The sequence below is a fragment of the Paraburkholderia sp. J76 genome, assembly GCF_905220295.1.
Classification (GTDB): Bacteria; Pseudomonadota; Gammaproteobacteria; order Burkholderiales; family Burkholderiaceae; genus Paraburkholderia.
Genome location: NZ_CAJMZJ010000011.1, coordinates 70,140 through 84,668 on the forward strand (window position 1 = coordinate 70,140; position 14,529 = coordinate 84,668).

The following is a 14,529-nucleotide window of genomic DNA, read 5'->3' on the forward strand; positions in this document are numbered from 1 at the left end:
TCGCTCACCTGGAACCGGAGAACCGACCCGATGGCCGCCTTGCCTGTCTGCTTCCCGCATGCCGCGTGCGGCGCTTTGCCCGCAGTTCACCCCGCAGTTCGCCCCGCCATTCGCCCCGCCGTTCGCCGCGCAATTAACCGCGCAGCTAACCGATGAGCGGCCCCGTCTCCGGTCTGAAGGAACGCCTCGAAGCGCGGTTTGCGCACGCCTGGCAACGCCGTGGCCCGCTCGCCTGGGCGCTCACGCCGCTCGCCGCTGTGTTCGCCGCCGTAAGCGGCGCGCGGCGCGCCGCCTTTGCGGCGGGCTGGCTCAAGAGCGTGCGCGTGGGCGTGCCGGTGGTGGTGGTCGGCAACGTGACCGTGGGCGGCACGGGCAAGACGCCCACGGTAATCGCGCTCGTCGAGGCGCTGCGCGCGGCGGGCTTCTCGCCCGGCGTGGTGTCGCGCGGCTACGGCGCGAAAATCGCCCGCCCCACGCCCGTCACGGCGGATACGCCCGCGCGCCTGTGCGGCGATGAACCTCTGCTGATCGCCCGCCGCACCGGCGTGCCCGTCTGGGTTTCGCCCGACCGCGTAGCCGCGGCCACGGCCTTGTGCGGCGCCCATGCCGACGTCGACGTGATCGTGAGCGACGACGGGCTGCAACATTACCGCCTCGTGCGCGACGTCGAGATCGTGGTATTCGACCATCGCCTCGGCGGCAATGGCTTTCTGCTGCCCGCGGGCCCGCTGCGCGAACCGCTTTCGCGCCGGCGCGACGCCACGCTCGTCAACAATCCGTTCGAGCGCACGCTGCCGCCCTGGCCCGATACGTTCGCGCTCAAACTCGAACCCGGCGATGCCTGGCATCTAGCCAATCCGGCGCTGCGCCGTCCGCTCGCGCAGTTCGCCGCGGGCGCGGCCGCGCCGGGGCAAAGCCCCGGCGCGCAAGGATCGCAGGCCGCGCTGCGCCTCGTGGCGGCGGCGGGCATCGGTTCGCCGGAGCGTTTTTTCGCGACGCTGCGCGCGGCCGGCCTCGCGCCGCACACCCTGCCGCTGCCGGACCACTACGCCTATGCCACCAACCCGTTCGCCGACGTCACCGCCGACGCGATCCTGGTCACCGAAAAGGATGCAGTAAAATTGGGGGCCTGGAACGACGCGCGCATCTGGGTCGTCCCCGTGGAAGCCGCGCTCGATCATCGCCTCATTACCCTGGTTGTGGAGAAACTCCGTGGACGCTCGTCTGCTTGAAATCCTGGTCTGCCCGATCTGCAAGGGCCCGCTCAGCTATGACCGCGCCGCGCAGGAGCTGATCTGCAACGCCGACAAGCTCGCCTACCCGATCCGCGACGGCATTCCGGTCATGCTCGTCGACGAAGCGCGTCAAACCGTGGAAGGCACGCCGGTCGATCCGCACGGACCGGGCGCTGCGTAAGGCCATGACCGCTCCCGTGCAACCCTTCATCGCCGTCGTCCCGGCGCGCCTCGCGTCCACGCGGCTGCCCAACAAACCGCTCGCCGACATCGGCGGCAAGCCCATGGTGGTGCGCGTGGCCGAGCGCGCGCGCGACTCGGGCGCGCAGAAGGTGCTGATCGCCTCCGACGCCCAAACGGTGCTCGACGCCGCCCGCGAGCACGGTTTCGAAGCCGTGCTCACGCGCGCCGATCATCCGTCCGGCACCGACCGCCTCGCTGAAGTGGCCGGGCACTACGGCTGGAGCGACGACACGATCGTGGTCAACGTCCAGGGCGACGAGCCGCTGATCGACCCCGCGCTCGTGTGCGACGTTGCGTCGCACCTCGCCGCCCACCCCGAATGCGCCATCGCCACGGCGGCGCATCCCATCGCGGCGCCGGACGAAATCTTCAGCCCGAACGTCGTGAAGGTCGTGCTCGACGCGCGGGGCATGGCGCTCTACTTCTCGCGCGCGCCCATTCCCTGGGCGCGCGACGCGTGGCAGCCGCACTGGTCGCCGGCGCGCCTCGATCTCGGCGCAATGCCCGCCCCGCCGGCTCCCGCGACCGTTTATCGCCATATCGGCCTGTATGCGTATCGCGCGAAATTCCTGCGCAGCTACCCCTCGCTCGCGCATTCGCCGCTCGAGCAGGTCGAGGCGCTCGAGCAGCTTCGCGCGATGTGGCACGGCGAGCGCATTGCGGTGCTCGTGACGGCCGAAGCACCCGCGCCGGGCGTCGACACGCCCGCCGACCTCGCTCGTGTGCAGGCGTTATACCGGCCTTAATTCCGTCCGTGGGGCAAAAATCCCATGGCATAATCAATTGTTTGCGCGAGCCGTCTAAAGCCTTTGTGCGTCGGGGTTTCCCCGCTTTTCGGCACCATCCCGCAGCGCCGCCGCGTGTCCCGTGAGAATCGTGGACACCGGGCGAAAGCCGCGCGGGACGGGCCGTCGCCCCGCCAGCACTGCCCTCGACGGCCGTGAGCAAACCGGCGAGGAGACGCACGACGCTGACGACGCCGCCCCGCCGCGTGTGCAGGGGCCGCCGCCGCGCCGCAAGAATTCACACAGATCGGAGATTGTTCACATGCGTTTGATCCTGTTGGGCGCCCCGGGCGCGGGCAAGGGAACCCAGGCAAGCTTCATCAAGGAAAAGTTCGGCATTCCGCAAATCTCGACGGGCGACATGCTGCGCGCGGCCGTCAAGGCCGGTACGCCGCTTGGCCTGGAAGCAAAGCGATTCATGGACGCGGGCGAACTCGTGACCGACGAACTCATCATCAATCTCGTGAAGGAACGCCTTCAGGAGCCCGACTGCAAGAACGGCTACCTGTTCGACGGTTTCCCGCGCACGCTGCCGCAAGCCGAAGCGATGAAGCAGGCGGGCGTCGCCATCGACTACGTGCTCGAGATCGACGTGCCGTTCGACGAGATCATCACGCGCATGAGCGGCCGCCGCATGCACCCGGCTTCGGGCCGCACGTATCACGTCAAGTTCAATCCGCCCAAGGTCGAGATGACGGACGACGTCACGGGCGAACCGCTCGTTCAGCGCGACGACGACAAGGAAGAAACGGTGCGCAAGCGTCTGGACGTGTACGTTGCCCAGACCAAGCCGCTCATCGCTTATTACAGCGACTGGGCGAAGCGCGGCGAGGAAAACGGCCTGAAGGCGCCGCAGTATCGCGCGATCTCGGGCCTCGGCAGCGTGGACGAGATTCGCGAGCGCGCATTCGAAGCGCTCAAGTAAGCGATTCGACTTCCGGCTAAAAACACGATTCGAAGCCGCTTTCGGCTTCCTTGCTGGTTTGCCTGCGGGCCGGCTGGCGCCGCACTCCCGAGGCCGCTCGGGGCGCGACGTCAGCCGGCCCGCTTTGTTTTTGCGTAGCCTTGCGCGGGCGTGCGCTCCGCGCAAGGCATAGCCACAACGACAGGAGACGAAACATGCAGATCCGCGACACCGTATTTCTCATCACCGGCGGCGCGTCGGGGCTCGGCGCGGCCAGCGCGCGGCTGATCGCGGGCGAAGGCGGCAAGGTCGTCATCGCCGACCTCAACGAGGACGCCGGCAACGCGCTCGCGAAGGAACTGGGCGGCGTGTTCGTGAAGTGCAACGTTGCCAGCGAAGAGGACGGCGCGCGCGCCGTAGCCGCGGCGACGGGGCTCGGCACGCTGCGCGGCCTCGTGAACTGCGCGGGCATCGCGCCAGCCATCAAGACCGTGGGCAAGGACGGCCCGCACCCGCTCGACGCGTTCTCGAAAACCATCTCGGTGAACCTGATCGGCACCTTCAACATGATCCGCCTCGCGGCGGCCGCCATCGCCCAGACTGCGCCAGACGTTGGCGGCGAGCGCGGCGTGATCGTCAACACGGCTTCGGTGGCCGCTTACGACGGCCAGATCGGCCAGGCGGCCTACGCCGCGTCGAAGGGCGGCGTTGTCGCGATGACGCTGCCGATCGCGCGCGACCTTTCGCGCAGCGGCATCCGCGTGATGACGATCGCGCCCGGCATCTTCGAAACGCCGATGCTGCTCGGCATGCCCAAAGAGGTGCAGGATGCGCTGGGCGCGATGGTCCCGTTCCCGCCGCGCCTCGGCAAGCCCGACGAGTACGCGATGCTCGTCAAGCAAATCGTGGAGAATCCTATGCTCAACGGCGAAGTGATTCGCCTGGACGGCGCGATCCGCATGCAGCCGAAGTAACGGCGCGCCCTTTTCCGTGCGATAAAAAAGCCCGCGCAGTGAACTGCAGCGGGCTTTTTCGTCTGGGCGTTCAGTCGTTGTCGAGCGTGCGCTGGCGCAGCTCATGCAACTGCGACTCGACGACGGTCGCGTCTTCCGCGTCGGGACGCTCGTCGAGATAGTGTTCGAGGTCTTCGAGCGCCGGGCGCAGATAGTCGAGCCGCGCGTAGGCGAATCCGCGATCGCGTATTTCCTCGATATTTTCCGGCAGCAGGATCACGAGCCGCTGCTGGATGGCCAGCAGGCGCTGCCAGCGCTCGGTCTGCAAATACACCGATTTCAGGTTGCGCAGCATGCGCGCGACGATCTCGCGGCGCGTGGCCGGTTCGAGCAGCATGCGCAGCGCGCGCGCCACGGAGTCGCCCGCGTTGGCCACGAAGGGTTCGAGCATCTCCACCATGTCGGACTCGGTGAGCGTGCGGCCCGTGGTCGGGTCGACCATCTCGTCGCCTTCGGGCAGCGCGACGCGCAGCAGAAAATGCCCGGGAAACGACACGCCTTTCACCGGCAGCCCGAGCTGGGTCGCCATCTCCAGATACAGCACCGCGAGCGAGATGGGAATACCGCGCCGGCGCTTGAGCACGACGTTCAGATGACTGTTTTCGGGGTCGAGAAAATCGTTGAGGTTGGCCGCGAAGCCCATTTCGCGAAAGAAACAGCGATTGAGCACGGCCACCTGCTGGCGCACGTCCGCCCCTTCGGGCATGCGGCGACGCACGCGCAACGCGAGTTCGTCGATCTCGGCGAGCGTGCCTTGCAGATCGAGATCGGGATACGCGTCCTGCGCGATGGCGAGCGCCGCCTCGGTGAGCGGCAGGCTCTCGTCGTCGGCCACGAGCGCGCTGAAATAATCCAGAACTCGCGTAGTCATCGGTGTCACTTCGTCCGCCTCTTGAAGTACGCGTATTTGAAGCCCATGAGCCAAAGCATACCGAAATATAGCGCCGCGAACAGGACGAGGCACGCGCCGAGCAACGCGATGCGCGCAAGCGGTTCATGCCGCAGCGCGATCCAGTCGTAGCTGATCGCGCACCAGTGCATTGCCCCGGCCAGCACGAGACATGCCCCGAGCAACTGCACGAAGAACGTCGTCCAGCCCGCGGACGGCATGTAGATGCCGCGGCGGCGCAGCCCGATGAAAAGCAGCAGCGCGTTCATGCAGGCGCCAAGGCCGACGGAGAGCGTCAGGCCCGCGTGCGAGAAGATCGGCACGAAGACGTAGTTGCTGATCTGCGTGGCGATCAGCACGCCCACGCCGATCTTCACCGGCGTCTTGATGTCCTGGCGCGCGTAGAAGCCCGGCGCAAGAATCTTGATGAGGATGAGGCCGACGAGCCCCACCCCGTACGCCGCGAGCGCGCGGCCCGTCATGACGACGGAGGTCGCGTCGAACTTGCCATAGTGAAAGAGCGTGGCCGTGAGCGGCTCGGCGAAGAAAAAGAGCGCGACGGCCGAAGGCGCGGCGAGCAGGAACGTCACGCGCAGGCCCCAGTCGAGCAGCGCCGAATACTCGTGCGGATCGGCATCGACGTGTGCTTTCGAGAGGCTCGGCAGCAGGATCGTACCGAGCGCCACGCCAAGCAGCGCGGTGGGAAACTCCATCAGGCGGTCGGCGTAGTTGATCCACGACACCGCGCCCGGGCCGAGACGCGAGGCGATATTGGTATTGATGATGAGGCTGATCTGCGCGACCGAGACGGCGAACATGGCGGGCACCATTTTCGCGAGCACGCGCTTGACGCCCCGATGCGCAAGCGCCTTGAGCGGATTCAAGCCGATGCGCGGCATCATGTCGATGCGCTTGAGTCCCGGCAGTTGCACGATGAACTGCAGCACGCCGCCCACGATCACGGCCCAGGCGAGCGCGTAGACGGGTTGCTTCATGTGCGGCGCGAAGACCACGGCCGCCGTGATGAACGCGACGTTGAGCAGAACCGGCGCGAACGCGGGCAGCGAGAACTGCTTGTACGTGTTGAGCACGCCGGACGCGAGCGACGTCAGCGAGATGAACACGATGTACGGGAACATGATGCGCGTCATCGTGACGGCGAGCGGGAACGCCTGCCCGTCGCTCTTCAAGCCCGAAGCGACCACGATCACGACGAACGACGCGCCGAAAATGCCGAGCAGCGAGAGGATCGCGAGCGCCCAGGCGAGTACGGTTGAAGTCGCGTCGACGAGCGCGCGCGTGGCGTCGTGGCCCTGCTGGTTCTTGAATTCCGCGAGAATCGGCACGAACGCCTGCGAAAAGGCGCCTTCCGCCGAGATGCGGCGCAGCAGATTGGGAATGCGAAACGCGACGTAAAAGGCGTCGGTGTACTGGCTCGCGCCAAAGGCGCGCGCAATCAGCGTTTCTCGGGCCAGACCGGTCACGCGCGACAGCAGCGTGAAGCCGCTGACTGTCAGCAGGGCTCGGAATAGATTCATGGGGCGGCTATTATACGGGTGCCTTCCGCTTCATCGCGGATGCGCGGCGCGACAGCCGGCGCGAAACACCCCGCGAGGGCGCCTGCGCGCGGAAGGCCAGGACGAAGGGCGCTGATTGTGACCCCATCGCGTTAAAGGCGTTCACCTCCACGTGCGATTGTCATCCTGCTGATTCTGTTGCTATAATCTTCGATTCGAGTTCTCAATGAGGGCTCGAACGCGTCTTGGAAAGGGAGCAGGAACCCGCTCTGGCACAAAAGGCGCGGCCAGCTTCGAAAAACGCGAACTGGCAAATACCGTTTTGAACTGCTCCGCTCACGCGGGCGGCAGTTCAAATCCAGGCAAAGAGCGTCGGCAGGTCCGCGCTCCGCAATCACAAGGAATCGCAATGGCAAACTCCGCACAAGCACGCAAGCGCGCCCGTCAGGCCGCGAAGGCAAACTCGCACAACTCGGCACTGCGCTCGAAGTTCCGCACCGCCATCAAGGCTGTTCGCAAGGCAATCGACGCCGGCGACCAGGCCAAGGCCGCTGAAGTTCTGAAGGCTTCGGGCAAGACGCTCGACATCATCGCCGACAAGAAGATCGTTCACAAGAACAAGGCCGCTCGCCATAAGAGCCGCCTGGCTGCTGCCGTCAAGGCAATGCAAGCCGCGCAGTAAAGAGACTCCGACTGCCGGCCACGGCTGGCAGCGCTCTCTTTGAGCCGCACGACAAAAAACCCGCTTCGGCGGGTTTTTTGTTTCCGCTCCCCTGATCAGCACAGAAAAGGCACAAAAAAACCCGCCGAAGCGGGTCCATTCGTTGCCGCGCCTGCGGCCACCTAGCGCACAGCCGTTTGCTGCGTGGCGTGATCGTGCGGCAGCTCGCACGCCTCCGTCACCACGAGGTCGTTGTCCTTCGCGAAGTTCATCACGAAGTTGAAGGCCATCGGCTCGATATCTTTCAGACGCGAGTCCAGCACGACAACCTTGAGGTCGCCGATCATCGTCGGGCGCACATAGAGCGAGTAGCGCAGATAGGCGTTGGGGCCGCGAGCATTGGCCGACGCCTTCGGACCGAAGCTCGACATCACCCCGGCGAGGCGCTCCGACCAGTCGCTCGGACGAAACTTCTTCCCCGCGCTCGTGATGCCTTGAATGAAGTATTCGGTTGGAGCTTCGTCGGCCATGCAGGATTACCTGTGTGTGGGGCTGCAGGGTGTGTTTGCAGCATGTAACGGCGGCACGAGCGCGGCTGCCGCACCACGCCCCCGCCTGTATCTCGCGGGACCGCGGAACGCCGGCCGCGGGGATCGCCCGCCGCCACGCGCTTGTGGACAGTCCGATAGCCAGGAAAGGCCTGGAAGCGGCTGCCGCGCACCCCGCCTGGCGTCCAGTCTCGAAAATCGCCGCCGCACGTCACAAGCGGATCTTGCAATGGGAGCGACGGGACGATTTCGCGGCGCACTGCCAGTTGGCGCTCAGGGTTCCGCAGACCTGCCTGCCGTGGTTGCGAAGCGTTGCCGCCGCACGTTCAGGGGCCGCTTGTCGTGCCTAAGAAATCTCCGAGATTATAGCGCACCGACCGTTTTGACGCAGTGCACACAAGGCACCCGAAAGGGTGAATGCGGGACCGGACGATGCCGTCGAAACGGTCACGAAAGCCATTGCAAAAGCGCCCCGCGCCGCACGCCAGAGCGCGCTGCCCGATTTTTAGGCAACTCGTCAAATTGCGCAAAATCCTTTATGCTGCTTTGACTTACCACCAACCGCAGCGGCGTCGCCGGCCCAATCCTGCAGTTCGAGGCCGGATCGGGCGCCGTTTTTGTTTCATGACCTCCCGGACCATACGCCATTACCTGCAGTTCAAGGATTTCTCCCTTGACGAATATGAATATGTGCTGGAGCGCGCCCGCATCCTGAAGCGCAAGTTCAAGAACTACGAGACTTATCATCCGCTGCACGACCGCACGCTGGCGATGATCTTCGAGAAGAGTTCCACGCGCACGCGCCTCTCGTTCGAAGCCGGCATCTTCCAGTTGGGCGGCCACGCCGTGTTCATGAACACGCGCGACACGCAGCTCGGCCGCGGCGAGCCGATCGAGGATTCGGCGCAGGTCATCTCGCGCATGGTCGACATCATCATGATCCGCACATTCGGCCAGGACATCCTCCAGCGCTTTGCCGAAAGCTCGCGCGTGCCGGTCATCAACGGCCTCACGAACGAATACCACCCTTGCCAGGTGCTGGCCGACATCTTCACGTACTACGAGCATCGCGGCCCGATCCGCGGCAAGACCGTGGCGTGGATCGGCGACGCCAACAACATGCTCTACACGTGGATCGAAGCCGCGCAGATCCTCGGCTTCAAGCTGCGCATTTCCACGCCGCCGGGCTATCCGCTCGATCCAGCGCTGGTCGCACCGGAAAGCAAGCCGTTCCATGAAGTGTTCGAGGACCCGCACGACGCCTGCGAAGGCGCCGACCTCGTGACGACCGACGTCTGGACCAGCATGGGCTTCGAAGCCGAAAACGAAGCCCGCAAGACGGCGTTCGCCGACTGGTGCGTGGACGCGCCGATGATGGCTCGCGCCAACGCCGACGCCCTCTTCATGCACTGTCTGCCCGCGCACCGCGGCGAAGAAGTGAGCGCGGAAGTGATCGACGGCCCACAAAGCGTGGTGTGGGACGAGGCGGAAAACCGCCTGCACGTGCAGAAGGCGCTCATGGAGTTCCTGCTGCTCGGCCGCTTGAACCACTGAGCTTCGCGCACGTCCGCACGCCATCGCGGAAAAGCCGACCCCAAGCCGACCCCAAGGTCGGCTTTTTTGCGCCCGCTGCGGCTCGCGCGTCAGACCGTTTCGCCAAGACGCCGCGCCAGCGACTTCAGGAGCGGCGCCACGCGCTCGCGAAACACCTCGGGCCCCATCGACGAAGCCGGCCCGCTACAGCTAAGCACGAGCCAGCGACGCTCGCGCAGCTCGCGAAACGGCACCGCGACGGCATTGACGTCTTCGTGCCAATCGCGAAACGAATAGCAGCACCCTTCCCTGCCGAACACTTCGATCTCGCGCTTCGCGGCCTCCACGAGCGCCGGCCCTTCGGCGCCCGCCGCCTTCTCCAGTTCCGCGAAGAGCGCCATGCGCACGTCGATCGGCTGCACGGCGAGGTACGCGCGGCCCATCGAACTCGTGAGCATCGACAGGCGCGAGCCCGAGGCGAGGCCCAGCGTGAGCGCCGTCTCGCTGCGGATCGTCTCCAGATAGATCACGTCCATGCCGTCGCGGCACCCAAGCGACACCGCTGCGCCCACCTCGCGCGCGAACGCGCGCATATGCGGGCGCGCCAGTTCGAGCGTGTCCGTGCCCGACAACAGCGCAAAGCCGAGTGACAGCACCCCGGCGTCGAGCGCATATTTCCCGAGCGATTCGTCAAAACGCAGATAGCCAAGCACGGTGAGCGTGTACGCGAGCCGGTTCACGGTCGCCTTCGGCAAACCCGTGCGCTCCACGAAATCGCGGTTGCCGAGCAGCGTTTCGCCAGGGCGGAACGCCCGCAGCAGGTCGAGCCCGCGCGCCAGCGCCACGACGAACTTGCGCTCGTCGATCGGACCCTCGGCCAGCGCCGAAGAAAAAGAAGAAGTTGTCGTCGTTGCGGATGCAGACATGGGCGCCCTGGTGCTACACTAAGGTCAATTTGCAAAACATTGTTCCGCATAGCGGAACTCAAGTCAAGCGCAAATTCGCCCGTTCAAGGATTTGAGAAAGGAGAGACACCATGGCCGCACACGCCCAGTTCCATTGGGAAGACCCGCTTCTGCTCGACCAGCAGCTCACCGAGGAGGAGCGCATGGTGCGCGACGCCGCCGCCGCGTACGCCCAGGACAAGCTCGCGCCGCGCGTGATCGAAGCGTTCCGCCACGAGAAGACGGACGCCTCGATCTTTCGCGAGATGGGCGAAGTCGGCCTGCTGGGCCCGACGATTCCCGAGCAATACGGCGGCCCCGGCCTCAATTACGTCGCGTACGGTCTGATCGCGCGTGAAGTGGAGCGCGTGGATTCGGGCTATCGCTCGATGATGTCGGTGCAGTCGTCGCTCGTGATGGTGCCGATTTTCGAATTCGGCTCGGAAGCGCAAAAGCAGAAGTACCTGCCGAAGCTCGCGAGCGGCGAATGGATCGGCTGCTTCGGCCTCACGGAGCCGAACCACGGCTCGGACCCGGGCAGCATGGTCACGCGCGCGAAGAAGGTGAACGGCGGCTATTCGCTCTCGGGCGCGAAGATGTGGATCACGAATTCGCCTATCGCCGACGTGTTCGTTGTCTGGGCGAAGCTCGAGGAAGACGGCAAGGACGACATCCGCGGCTTCATTCTGGAGAAGGGCTGGAAGGGTCTCTCGGCGCCGGCCATCCACGGCAAGGTGGGCTTGCGCGCGTCGATCACGGGCGAAATCGTCATGGACGAAGTGTTCGTACCGGAAGAGAATCTCATGCCGGGCGTGAAGGGCCTGCGCGGTCCGTTCACGTGCCTGAATTCGGCGCGCTACGGCATCGCCTGGGGCGCGCTCGGCGCCGCGGAATCGTGCTGGCACACGGCGCGTCAGTACGTGCTCGACCGTAAGCAGTTCGGTCGCCCGCTCGCCGCGAACCAGCTCATCCAGAAGAAGCTCGCCGACATGCAAACGGAAATCACGCTCGGCCTGCAGGGTTGCCTGCGCCTTGGCCGCATGAAGGACGAAGGCACGGCGGCCGTCGAGATCACGTCGATCATGAAGCGCAACTCGTGCGGCAAGTCGCTCGACATCGCGCGTCTCGCCCGCGACATGCTGGGCGGCAACGGCATTTCGGACGAGTTCGGCGTGGCGCGTCACCTCGTGAACCTCGAAGTGGTGAACACGTACGAAGGCACGCACGACATCCACGCGCTGATCCTCGGCCGCGCGCAGACGGGCATCCAGGCGTTCTTCTGATCGCCGCCCTGCCCGGCATTGCCTGGGCATGAAAAAACGCCGCACGAATGGGTATCGTGCGGCGTTTTGCTTTGGCGCTGGCCGAACGGCTTACTTGTTCGGCTGCGGCGTCATGCGCAGATACGGACGCAGCGCTTTGTAGCCCTTCGGGAACTTCTGCTTGATCACTTCCTCGTCCTTCAGCGACGGGACGATCACCACGTCGTCGCCCTGCTTCCAGTTGCCGGGCGTGGCGACCTGGTAGTTGTCGGTGAGCTGCAGCGAGTCAATCACGCGCAGCACTTCGTCGAAGTTGCGGCCCGTACTCGCCGGATAGGTGATGATGAGGCGCACCTTCTTGTTCGGGTCGATCACGAAGAGCGAGCGCACGGTGAGCGTCTCGTTCGCGTTCGGGTGGATCATGTCGTAGAGCGTGGACACCTTGCGGTAGCCGTCCGCGAGAATCGGGAAACCGACGTTCGCCGCCTGCGTCTCGTTGATGTCCTTGATCCACTCGTTGTGCGACTGGGCGCTGTCCACCGAGAGCGCTATCGTCTTCACATTGCGCTTTTCGAATTCGTCCTTGAGCTTCGCCGTCAGGCCAAGTTCCGTCGTGCAGACCGGCGTGAAGTCGGCCGGATGCGAAAACAGCACGCCCCAGCTATTGCCGAGCCACTCATGAAACTTGATGCGGCCAATGCTCGAATCCTGCTCGAAGTCGGGTGCGATATCGCCAAGACGTAGACTCATGGTGCGGTTCCTTTGAACGAGATGAACGAAGTTGATCGAAACGGCGCGCGGCACGTTGATCCAGTGGACGTTTACAACGCTCAAGCATACAGGCCGCGGTTGTGCCCCGCGAACGAACATCGGCTCACACCGGTATGAGTTTTTGTAATTTTGAACCGGATGAGGGAAACTTTAGGTGCCGGACCAACTCAATGACTCTCTCACCCCGCGCTTTTTTGCGCGAAGTCCAACCCCGTCCATACGCGGTTTCGGGAACGGATCGTGCGAAGGCGGATGTCGAGGCGGCGCGTCACGCTTGCCAGCGCCCGTATCTTTGTTACGATTCACGCGTGATGTGACACGATGGGAGCCAGTCAATGTCAGAGGTCAATAAGGAGAGGCTAATGTCCGATATCAAAACCGTCCTCGCGGATGCAGAGGACCTGCTCAAGCAGGCTGCGAGCGCTACGGGCGAGCGCGCTTCGGAACTGCGCGAAACGGCACTCTCGCGTCTGAAACAGGCAAAAGAGAAGGCCGCCGACGTCCAGGTGGTCGTGGTCGAGAAAGGCAAGAAAGCGGCGCGCGCCACCGACGACTATGTTCACGAGCATCCGTGGGCGTCGATCGGCATCGCTGCCGGCGTGGGCGTGCTGGTCGGTCTCCTGATCAACCGCAAGTAACGCGGCGCTCACCGCGCCCCGGGCGGCTTCAGAGCCGCTCGCGCGGCGCGGCCGAACGCGCGGCCCAGCAGCCCCTGGCGGGGTGGTGTCCGACGACTTACGGGCCGCCCCGCCGCTCGATGTAAACGGGCGAAGCCGCCCGCGGTTTCCCTTGCGTTTTTCTTGCGCATTGTTCGGGCACACGCCTGCGCCACCTGCCATCGCCATGACGACAGATACCCACTCGCAGCGACACGAACACGGCCCCTTGCGCCGCCTGCTCGGCTCCGCGTCCGCGATGCTACAAACGCGGCTCGAACTGATCGGCATCGAACTCGCCGAGGAGAAGGACCGCCTGATCGGCGTGCTCTTCATTGGCCTCGCGGGGATGATGTTCGCGATGCTGGCGCTGATCGCGCTCACGGCGCTCGTGGCCATCGCCTTCTGGGACACCTACCGCTGGCAGGCGCTCGCCGGCCTGACGGTCGTCTATGCGCTCGCGGCGATTTTTTGCGGCCTGAAGGCGCGCCGCGGGCTGCACACCGCGCCGCTCGTGTTCCAGGCGACGCTCGAGGAATTCGAGAAAGACCGGGACGCCCTGCGCAACCCTTAGCCGCGAGCCGACGCCATGAACCAATCCCGAACGGACAACGCTTTTCGCCCGCGCCACGGTCGTGCGCACGACCTCTCGACGCCGCAACTGCGCGCGCTGCGCAAGGAACTGCTGCTGGTGCGAGCGAGCGTGGAGCGCGCCGAAATGGCCGAAGCGCTCATCGACATCCGCACGACCGTTACGAACTTTAGCTGGCTGCGCTTCGTCGTGCCCGGATTCGGCCGCATCGGCTCCGGCGGCGGCGTGGCTTCCGGACTCGGCAGCCTGCTTAAGGAATATCCACTGATCAGTTCGCTCGTCTCGCTCATTCTGGCGAAACCGCTGCGCACGACCATCGTTTCCGCCGCGCGCCCCGTCATCAAGTGGGGAGGCCTCGCCTTTACGGCGTGGGAGGCCTATCGCGTGTGGCAGCAGGTGCGGCGCCAGCGGGGCGCCTCCACGAACGCGCCAGCTCGCGCCAAGTCCGGCGAGGACGACCTCACAGGCTGATGGCCGGCCACGTTTCTGCCAGCCGTCTCGCCGTGCCGCGTCTCGCCGTGCCGGGAAGTTCATCGGTCCCTCCAGCACATTGATGTAGCCGCCGCGACCGCGCCGCCGTCCGCGGCGTGGTTGCTGCGCGCGCCGGTTGCATCGAGCACGAAAATACCGCACGCATCGCCGCGCATGGGCCCGGTTTCCACTGGATTCGCCGCGATGGCGTAGCCGCCATTGGATTCGTCTGCGGGCGTCAGGCGCAAGCGATAGACAGCCGCTCCCGTCGACGGCGCCTGGTCGAATCCCGCGGGTAGCGACGCTGCCGACGCGCCCTGCGTGTCGACAAGCTGCGCCGCGCGATAGAGCGCGGCCACGGCGTCGATGCGATGTCCCCGCGCAATGTGCGCGCTCCATCCCGGCAACGCGAAGACCGCGACGATAGCGGCTACCGCCAGCGCGATGACCAACTCGAGCAGCGTGAACGCGTTGTACCGATTGCTCCTCACCTCTCCTCCCGCTG

Annotated in this window: 17 protein-coding genes; 11 read left to right on the forward strand and 6 right to left on the reverse strand. The window is 65.3% G+C overall.

What is annotated here, in order from left to right; all coding sequences use genetic code 11:
* The first annotated feature begins 152 nt into the window (after positions 1 to 152).
* The 5 genes from lpxK (at position 153) to U5768_RS21030 (ending at position 4,141) form a co-directional block, all read left to right on the forward strand.
* The gene (gene lpxK / locus U5768_RS21010; protein ID WP_322032327.1) at positions 153 to 1,232 is read left to right on the forward strand and encodes a tetraacyldisaccharide 4'-kinase; all 1,080 of its coding nucleotides are present in this window, start codon (positions 153 to 155) and stop codon (positions 1,230 to 1,232) included.
* The gene (locus U5768_RS21015) at positions 1,213 to 1,416 is read left to right on the forward strand and encodes a Trm112 family protein (protein WP_028205303.1); all 204 of its coding nucleotides are present in this window, start codon (positions 1,213 to 1,215) and stop codon (positions 1,414 to 1,416) included. Before lpxK ends, U5768_RS21015 begins: the two co-directional genes overlap by 20 nt.
* A 4-nt stretch (positions 1,417 to 1,420) precedes the next feature.
* On the forward strand, positions 1,421 to 2,224 hold the full coding sequence (gene kdsB / locus U5768_RS21020) for a 3-deoxy-manno-octulosonate cytidylyltransferase (protein WP_322032328.1): 804 nt from the start codon (positions 1,421 to 1,423) through the stop codon (positions 2,222 to 2,224).
* Positions 2,225 to 2,525: 301 nt separating this feature from the next.
* Positions 2,526 to 3,188 (forward strand): adenylate kinase, encoded by a 663-nt coding sequence (gene adk, locus U5768_RS21025; RefSeq protein WP_322032329.1) that lies wholly within the window; start codon positions 2,526 to 2,528, stop codon positions 3,186 to 3,188.
* Between the two features lie 194 nt (positions 3,189 to 3,382).
* Complete coding sequence (locus tag U5768_RS21030; protein WP_322032330.1) at positions 3,383 to 4,141, forward strand: 3-hydroxyacyl-CoA dehydrogenase; 759 nt, start codon at positions 3,383 to 3,385, stop codon at positions 4,139 to 4,141.
* A gap of 70 nt (positions 4,142 to 4,211) precedes the next feature.
* Here the strand turns inward: U5768_RS21030 and U5768_RS21035 are convergent, their stop codons facing one another.
* Both U5768_RS21035 and murJ read right to left on the reverse strand, forming a co-directional pair.
* Entirely contained in the window at positions 4,212 to 5,051 is an 840-nt protein-coding gene (locus U5768_RS21035) for a SirB1 family protein (RefSeq protein ID WP_322032331.1), read from the reverse strand.
* Between the two features lie 5 nt (positions 5,052 to 5,056).
* Complete coding sequence (gene murJ, locus U5768_RS21040) at positions 5,057 to 6,607, reverse strand: murein biosynthesis integral membrane protein MurJ (protein ID WP_322032332.1); 1,551 nt, start codon at positions 6,605 to 6,607, stop codon at positions 5,057 to 5,059.
* Between the two features lie 388 nt (positions 6,608 to 6,995).
* Between murJ and rpsT the strand changes: the two genes are divergently transcribed.
* The gene (rpsT, locus tag U5768_RS21045) at positions 6,996 to 7,268 is read left to right on the forward strand and encodes a 30S ribosomal protein S20 (protein WP_069262794.1); all 273 of its coding nucleotides are present in this window, start codon (positions 6,996 to 6,998) and stop codon (positions 7,266 to 7,268) included.
* Positions 7,269 to 7,429: 161 nt separating this feature from the next.
* On the opposite strand, the gene U5768_RS21050 is transcribed toward rpsT, so the two are convergent.
* On the reverse strand, positions 7,430 to 7,777 hold the full coding sequence (locus U5768_RS21050) for a DUF3579 domain-containing protein (RefSeq protein ID WP_322032333.1): 348 nt from the start codon (positions 7,775 to 7,777) through the stop codon (positions 7,430 to 7,432).
* 642 nt (positions 7,778 to 8,419) lie between these two features.
* Here U5768_RS21050 and argF point away from each other — a divergent pair.
* Positions 8,420 to 9,349 carry an ornithine carbamoyltransferase gene (gene argF / locus U5768_RS21055; RefSeq protein ID WP_322032334.1) on the forward strand — a complete coding sequence of 310 codons (930 nt, stop codon included), beginning with the start codon at positions 8,420 to 8,422 and terminating at the stop codon, positions 9,347 to 9,349.
* An 89-nt stretch (positions 9,350 to 9,438) separates the two neighbouring features.
* Here the strand turns inward: argF and U5768_RS21060 are convergent, their stop codons facing one another.
* Positions 9,439 to 10,254 carry an IclR family transcriptional regulator gene (locus tag U5768_RS21060; protein WP_322032335.1) on the reverse strand — a complete coding sequence of 272 codons (816 nt, stop codon included), beginning with the start codon at positions 10,252 to 10,254 and terminating at the stop codon, positions 9,439 to 9,441.
* A gap of 110 nt (positions 10,255 to 10,364) precedes the next feature.
* Here U5768_RS21060 and U5768_RS21065 point away from each other — a divergent pair, with 110 nt between their 5' ends.
* Positions 10,365 to 11,555 (forward strand): acyl-CoA dehydrogenase, encoded by a 1,191-nt coding sequence (locus tag U5768_RS21065; protein WP_322032336.1) that lies wholly within the window; start codon positions 10,365 to 10,367, stop codon positions 11,553 to 11,555.
* A gap of 90 nt (positions 11,556 to 11,645) precedes the next feature.
* Here U5768_RS21065 and U5768_RS21070 read toward each other — a convergent pair whose 3' ends face one another.
* The gene (locus U5768_RS21070) at positions 11,646 to 12,284 is read right to left on the reverse strand and encodes a peroxiredoxin (RefSeq protein ID WP_322032337.1); all 639 of its coding nucleotides are present in this window, start codon (positions 12,282 to 12,284) and stop codon (positions 11,646 to 11,648) included.
* Between the two features lie 356 nt (positions 12,285 to 12,640).
* Here U5768_RS21070 and U5768_RS21075 point away from each other — a divergent pair, with 356 nt between their 5' ends.
* The 3 genes from U5768_RS21075 (at position 12,641) to U5768_RS21085 (ending at position 14,024) form a co-directional block, all read left to right on the forward strand.
* Positions 12,641 to 12,943 carry a DUF883 family protein gene (locus tag U5768_RS21075; protein WP_007584918.1) on the forward strand — a complete coding sequence of 101 codons (303 nt, stop codon included), beginning with the start codon at positions 12,641 to 12,643 and terminating at the stop codon, positions 12,941 to 12,943.
* 205 nt (positions 12,944 to 13,148) lie between these two features.
* The gene (locus U5768_RS21080; RefSeq protein ID WP_322032338.1) at positions 13,149 to 13,535 is read left to right on the forward strand and encodes a phage holin family protein; all 387 of its coding nucleotides are present in this window, start codon (positions 13,149 to 13,151) and stop codon (positions 13,533 to 13,535) included.
* A 15-nt stretch (positions 13,536 to 13,550) separates the two neighbouring features.
* Positions 13,551 to 14,024, forward strand: a complete 474-nt coding sequence (locus U5768_RS21085; RefSeq protein WP_322032339.1) for a DUF3318 domain-containing protein — start codon at positions 13,551 to 13,553, stop codon at positions 14,022 to 14,024.
* A gap of 59 nt (positions 14,025 to 14,083) precedes the next feature.
* On the opposite strand, the gene U5768_RS21090 is transcribed toward U5768_RS21085, so the two are convergent.
* Positions 14,084 to 14,515 (reverse strand): type IV pilin protein, encoded by a 432-nt coding sequence (locus U5768_RS21090; RefSeq protein WP_322032340.1) that lies wholly within the window; start codon positions 14,513 to 14,515, stop codon positions 14,084 to 14,086.
* Positions 14,516 to 14,529: the final 14 nt, after the last annotated feature.

Coding starts and splice junctions, on each gene's coding strand:
- lpxK (WP_322032327.1), top strand. CDS start 153: ATGAGCGGCCCCGTCTCCGGTCTGAAGGAACGCCTCGAAGCGCGGTTT.
- kdsB (WP_322032328.1), top strand. CDS start 1,421: ATGACCGCTCCCGTGCAACCCTTCATCGCCGTCGTCCCGGCGCGCCTC.
- adk (WP_322032329.1), top strand. CDS start 2,526: ATGCGTTTGATCCTGTTGGGCGCCCCGGGCGCGGGCAAGGGAACCCAG.
- U5768_RS21030 (WP_322032330.1), top strand. CDS start 3,383: ATGCAGATCCGCGACACCGTATTTCTCATCACCGGCGGCGCGTCGGGG.
- U5768_RS21035 (WP_322032331.1), bottom strand. CDS start 5,051: ATGACTACGCGAGTTCTGGATTATTTCAGCGCGCTCGTGGCCGACGAC.
- murJ (WP_322032332.1), bottom strand. CDS start 6,607: ATGAATCTATTCCGAGCCCTGCTGACAGTCAGCGGCTTCACGCTGCTG.
- rpsT (WP_069262794.1), top strand. CDS start 6,996: ATGGCAAACTCCGCACAAGCACGCAAGCGCGCCCGTCAGGCCGCGAAG.
- U5768_RS21050 (WP_322032333.1), bottom strand. CDS start 7,777: ATGGCCGACGAAGCTCCAACCGAATACTTCATTCAAGGCATCACGAGC.
- argF (WP_322032334.1), top strand. CDS start 8,420: ATGACCTCCCGGACCATACGCCATTACCTGCAGTTCAAGGATTTCTCC.
- U5768_RS21060 (WP_322032335.1), bottom strand. CDS start 10,254: ATGTCTGCATCCGCAACGACGACAACTTCTTCTTTTTCTTCGGCGCTG.
- U5768_RS21065 (WP_322032336.1), top strand. CDS start 10,365: ATGGCCGCACACGCCCAGTTCCATTGGGAAGACCCGCTTCTGCTCGAC.
- U5768_RS21070 (WP_322032337.1), bottom strand. CDS start 12,284: ATGAGTCTACGTCTTGGCGATATCGCACCCGACTTCGAGCAGGATTCG.
- U5768_RS21075 (WP_007584918.1), top strand. CDS start 12,641: ATGTCAGAGGTCAATAAGGAGAGGCTAATGTCCGATATCAAAACCGTC.
- U5768_RS21080 (WP_322032338.1), top strand. CDS start 13,149: ATGACGACAGATACCCACTCGCAGCGACACGAACACGGCCCCTTGCGC.
- U5768_RS21085 (WP_322032339.1), top strand. CDS start 13,551: ATGAACCAATCCCGAACGGACAACGCTTTTCGCCCGCGCCACGGTCGT.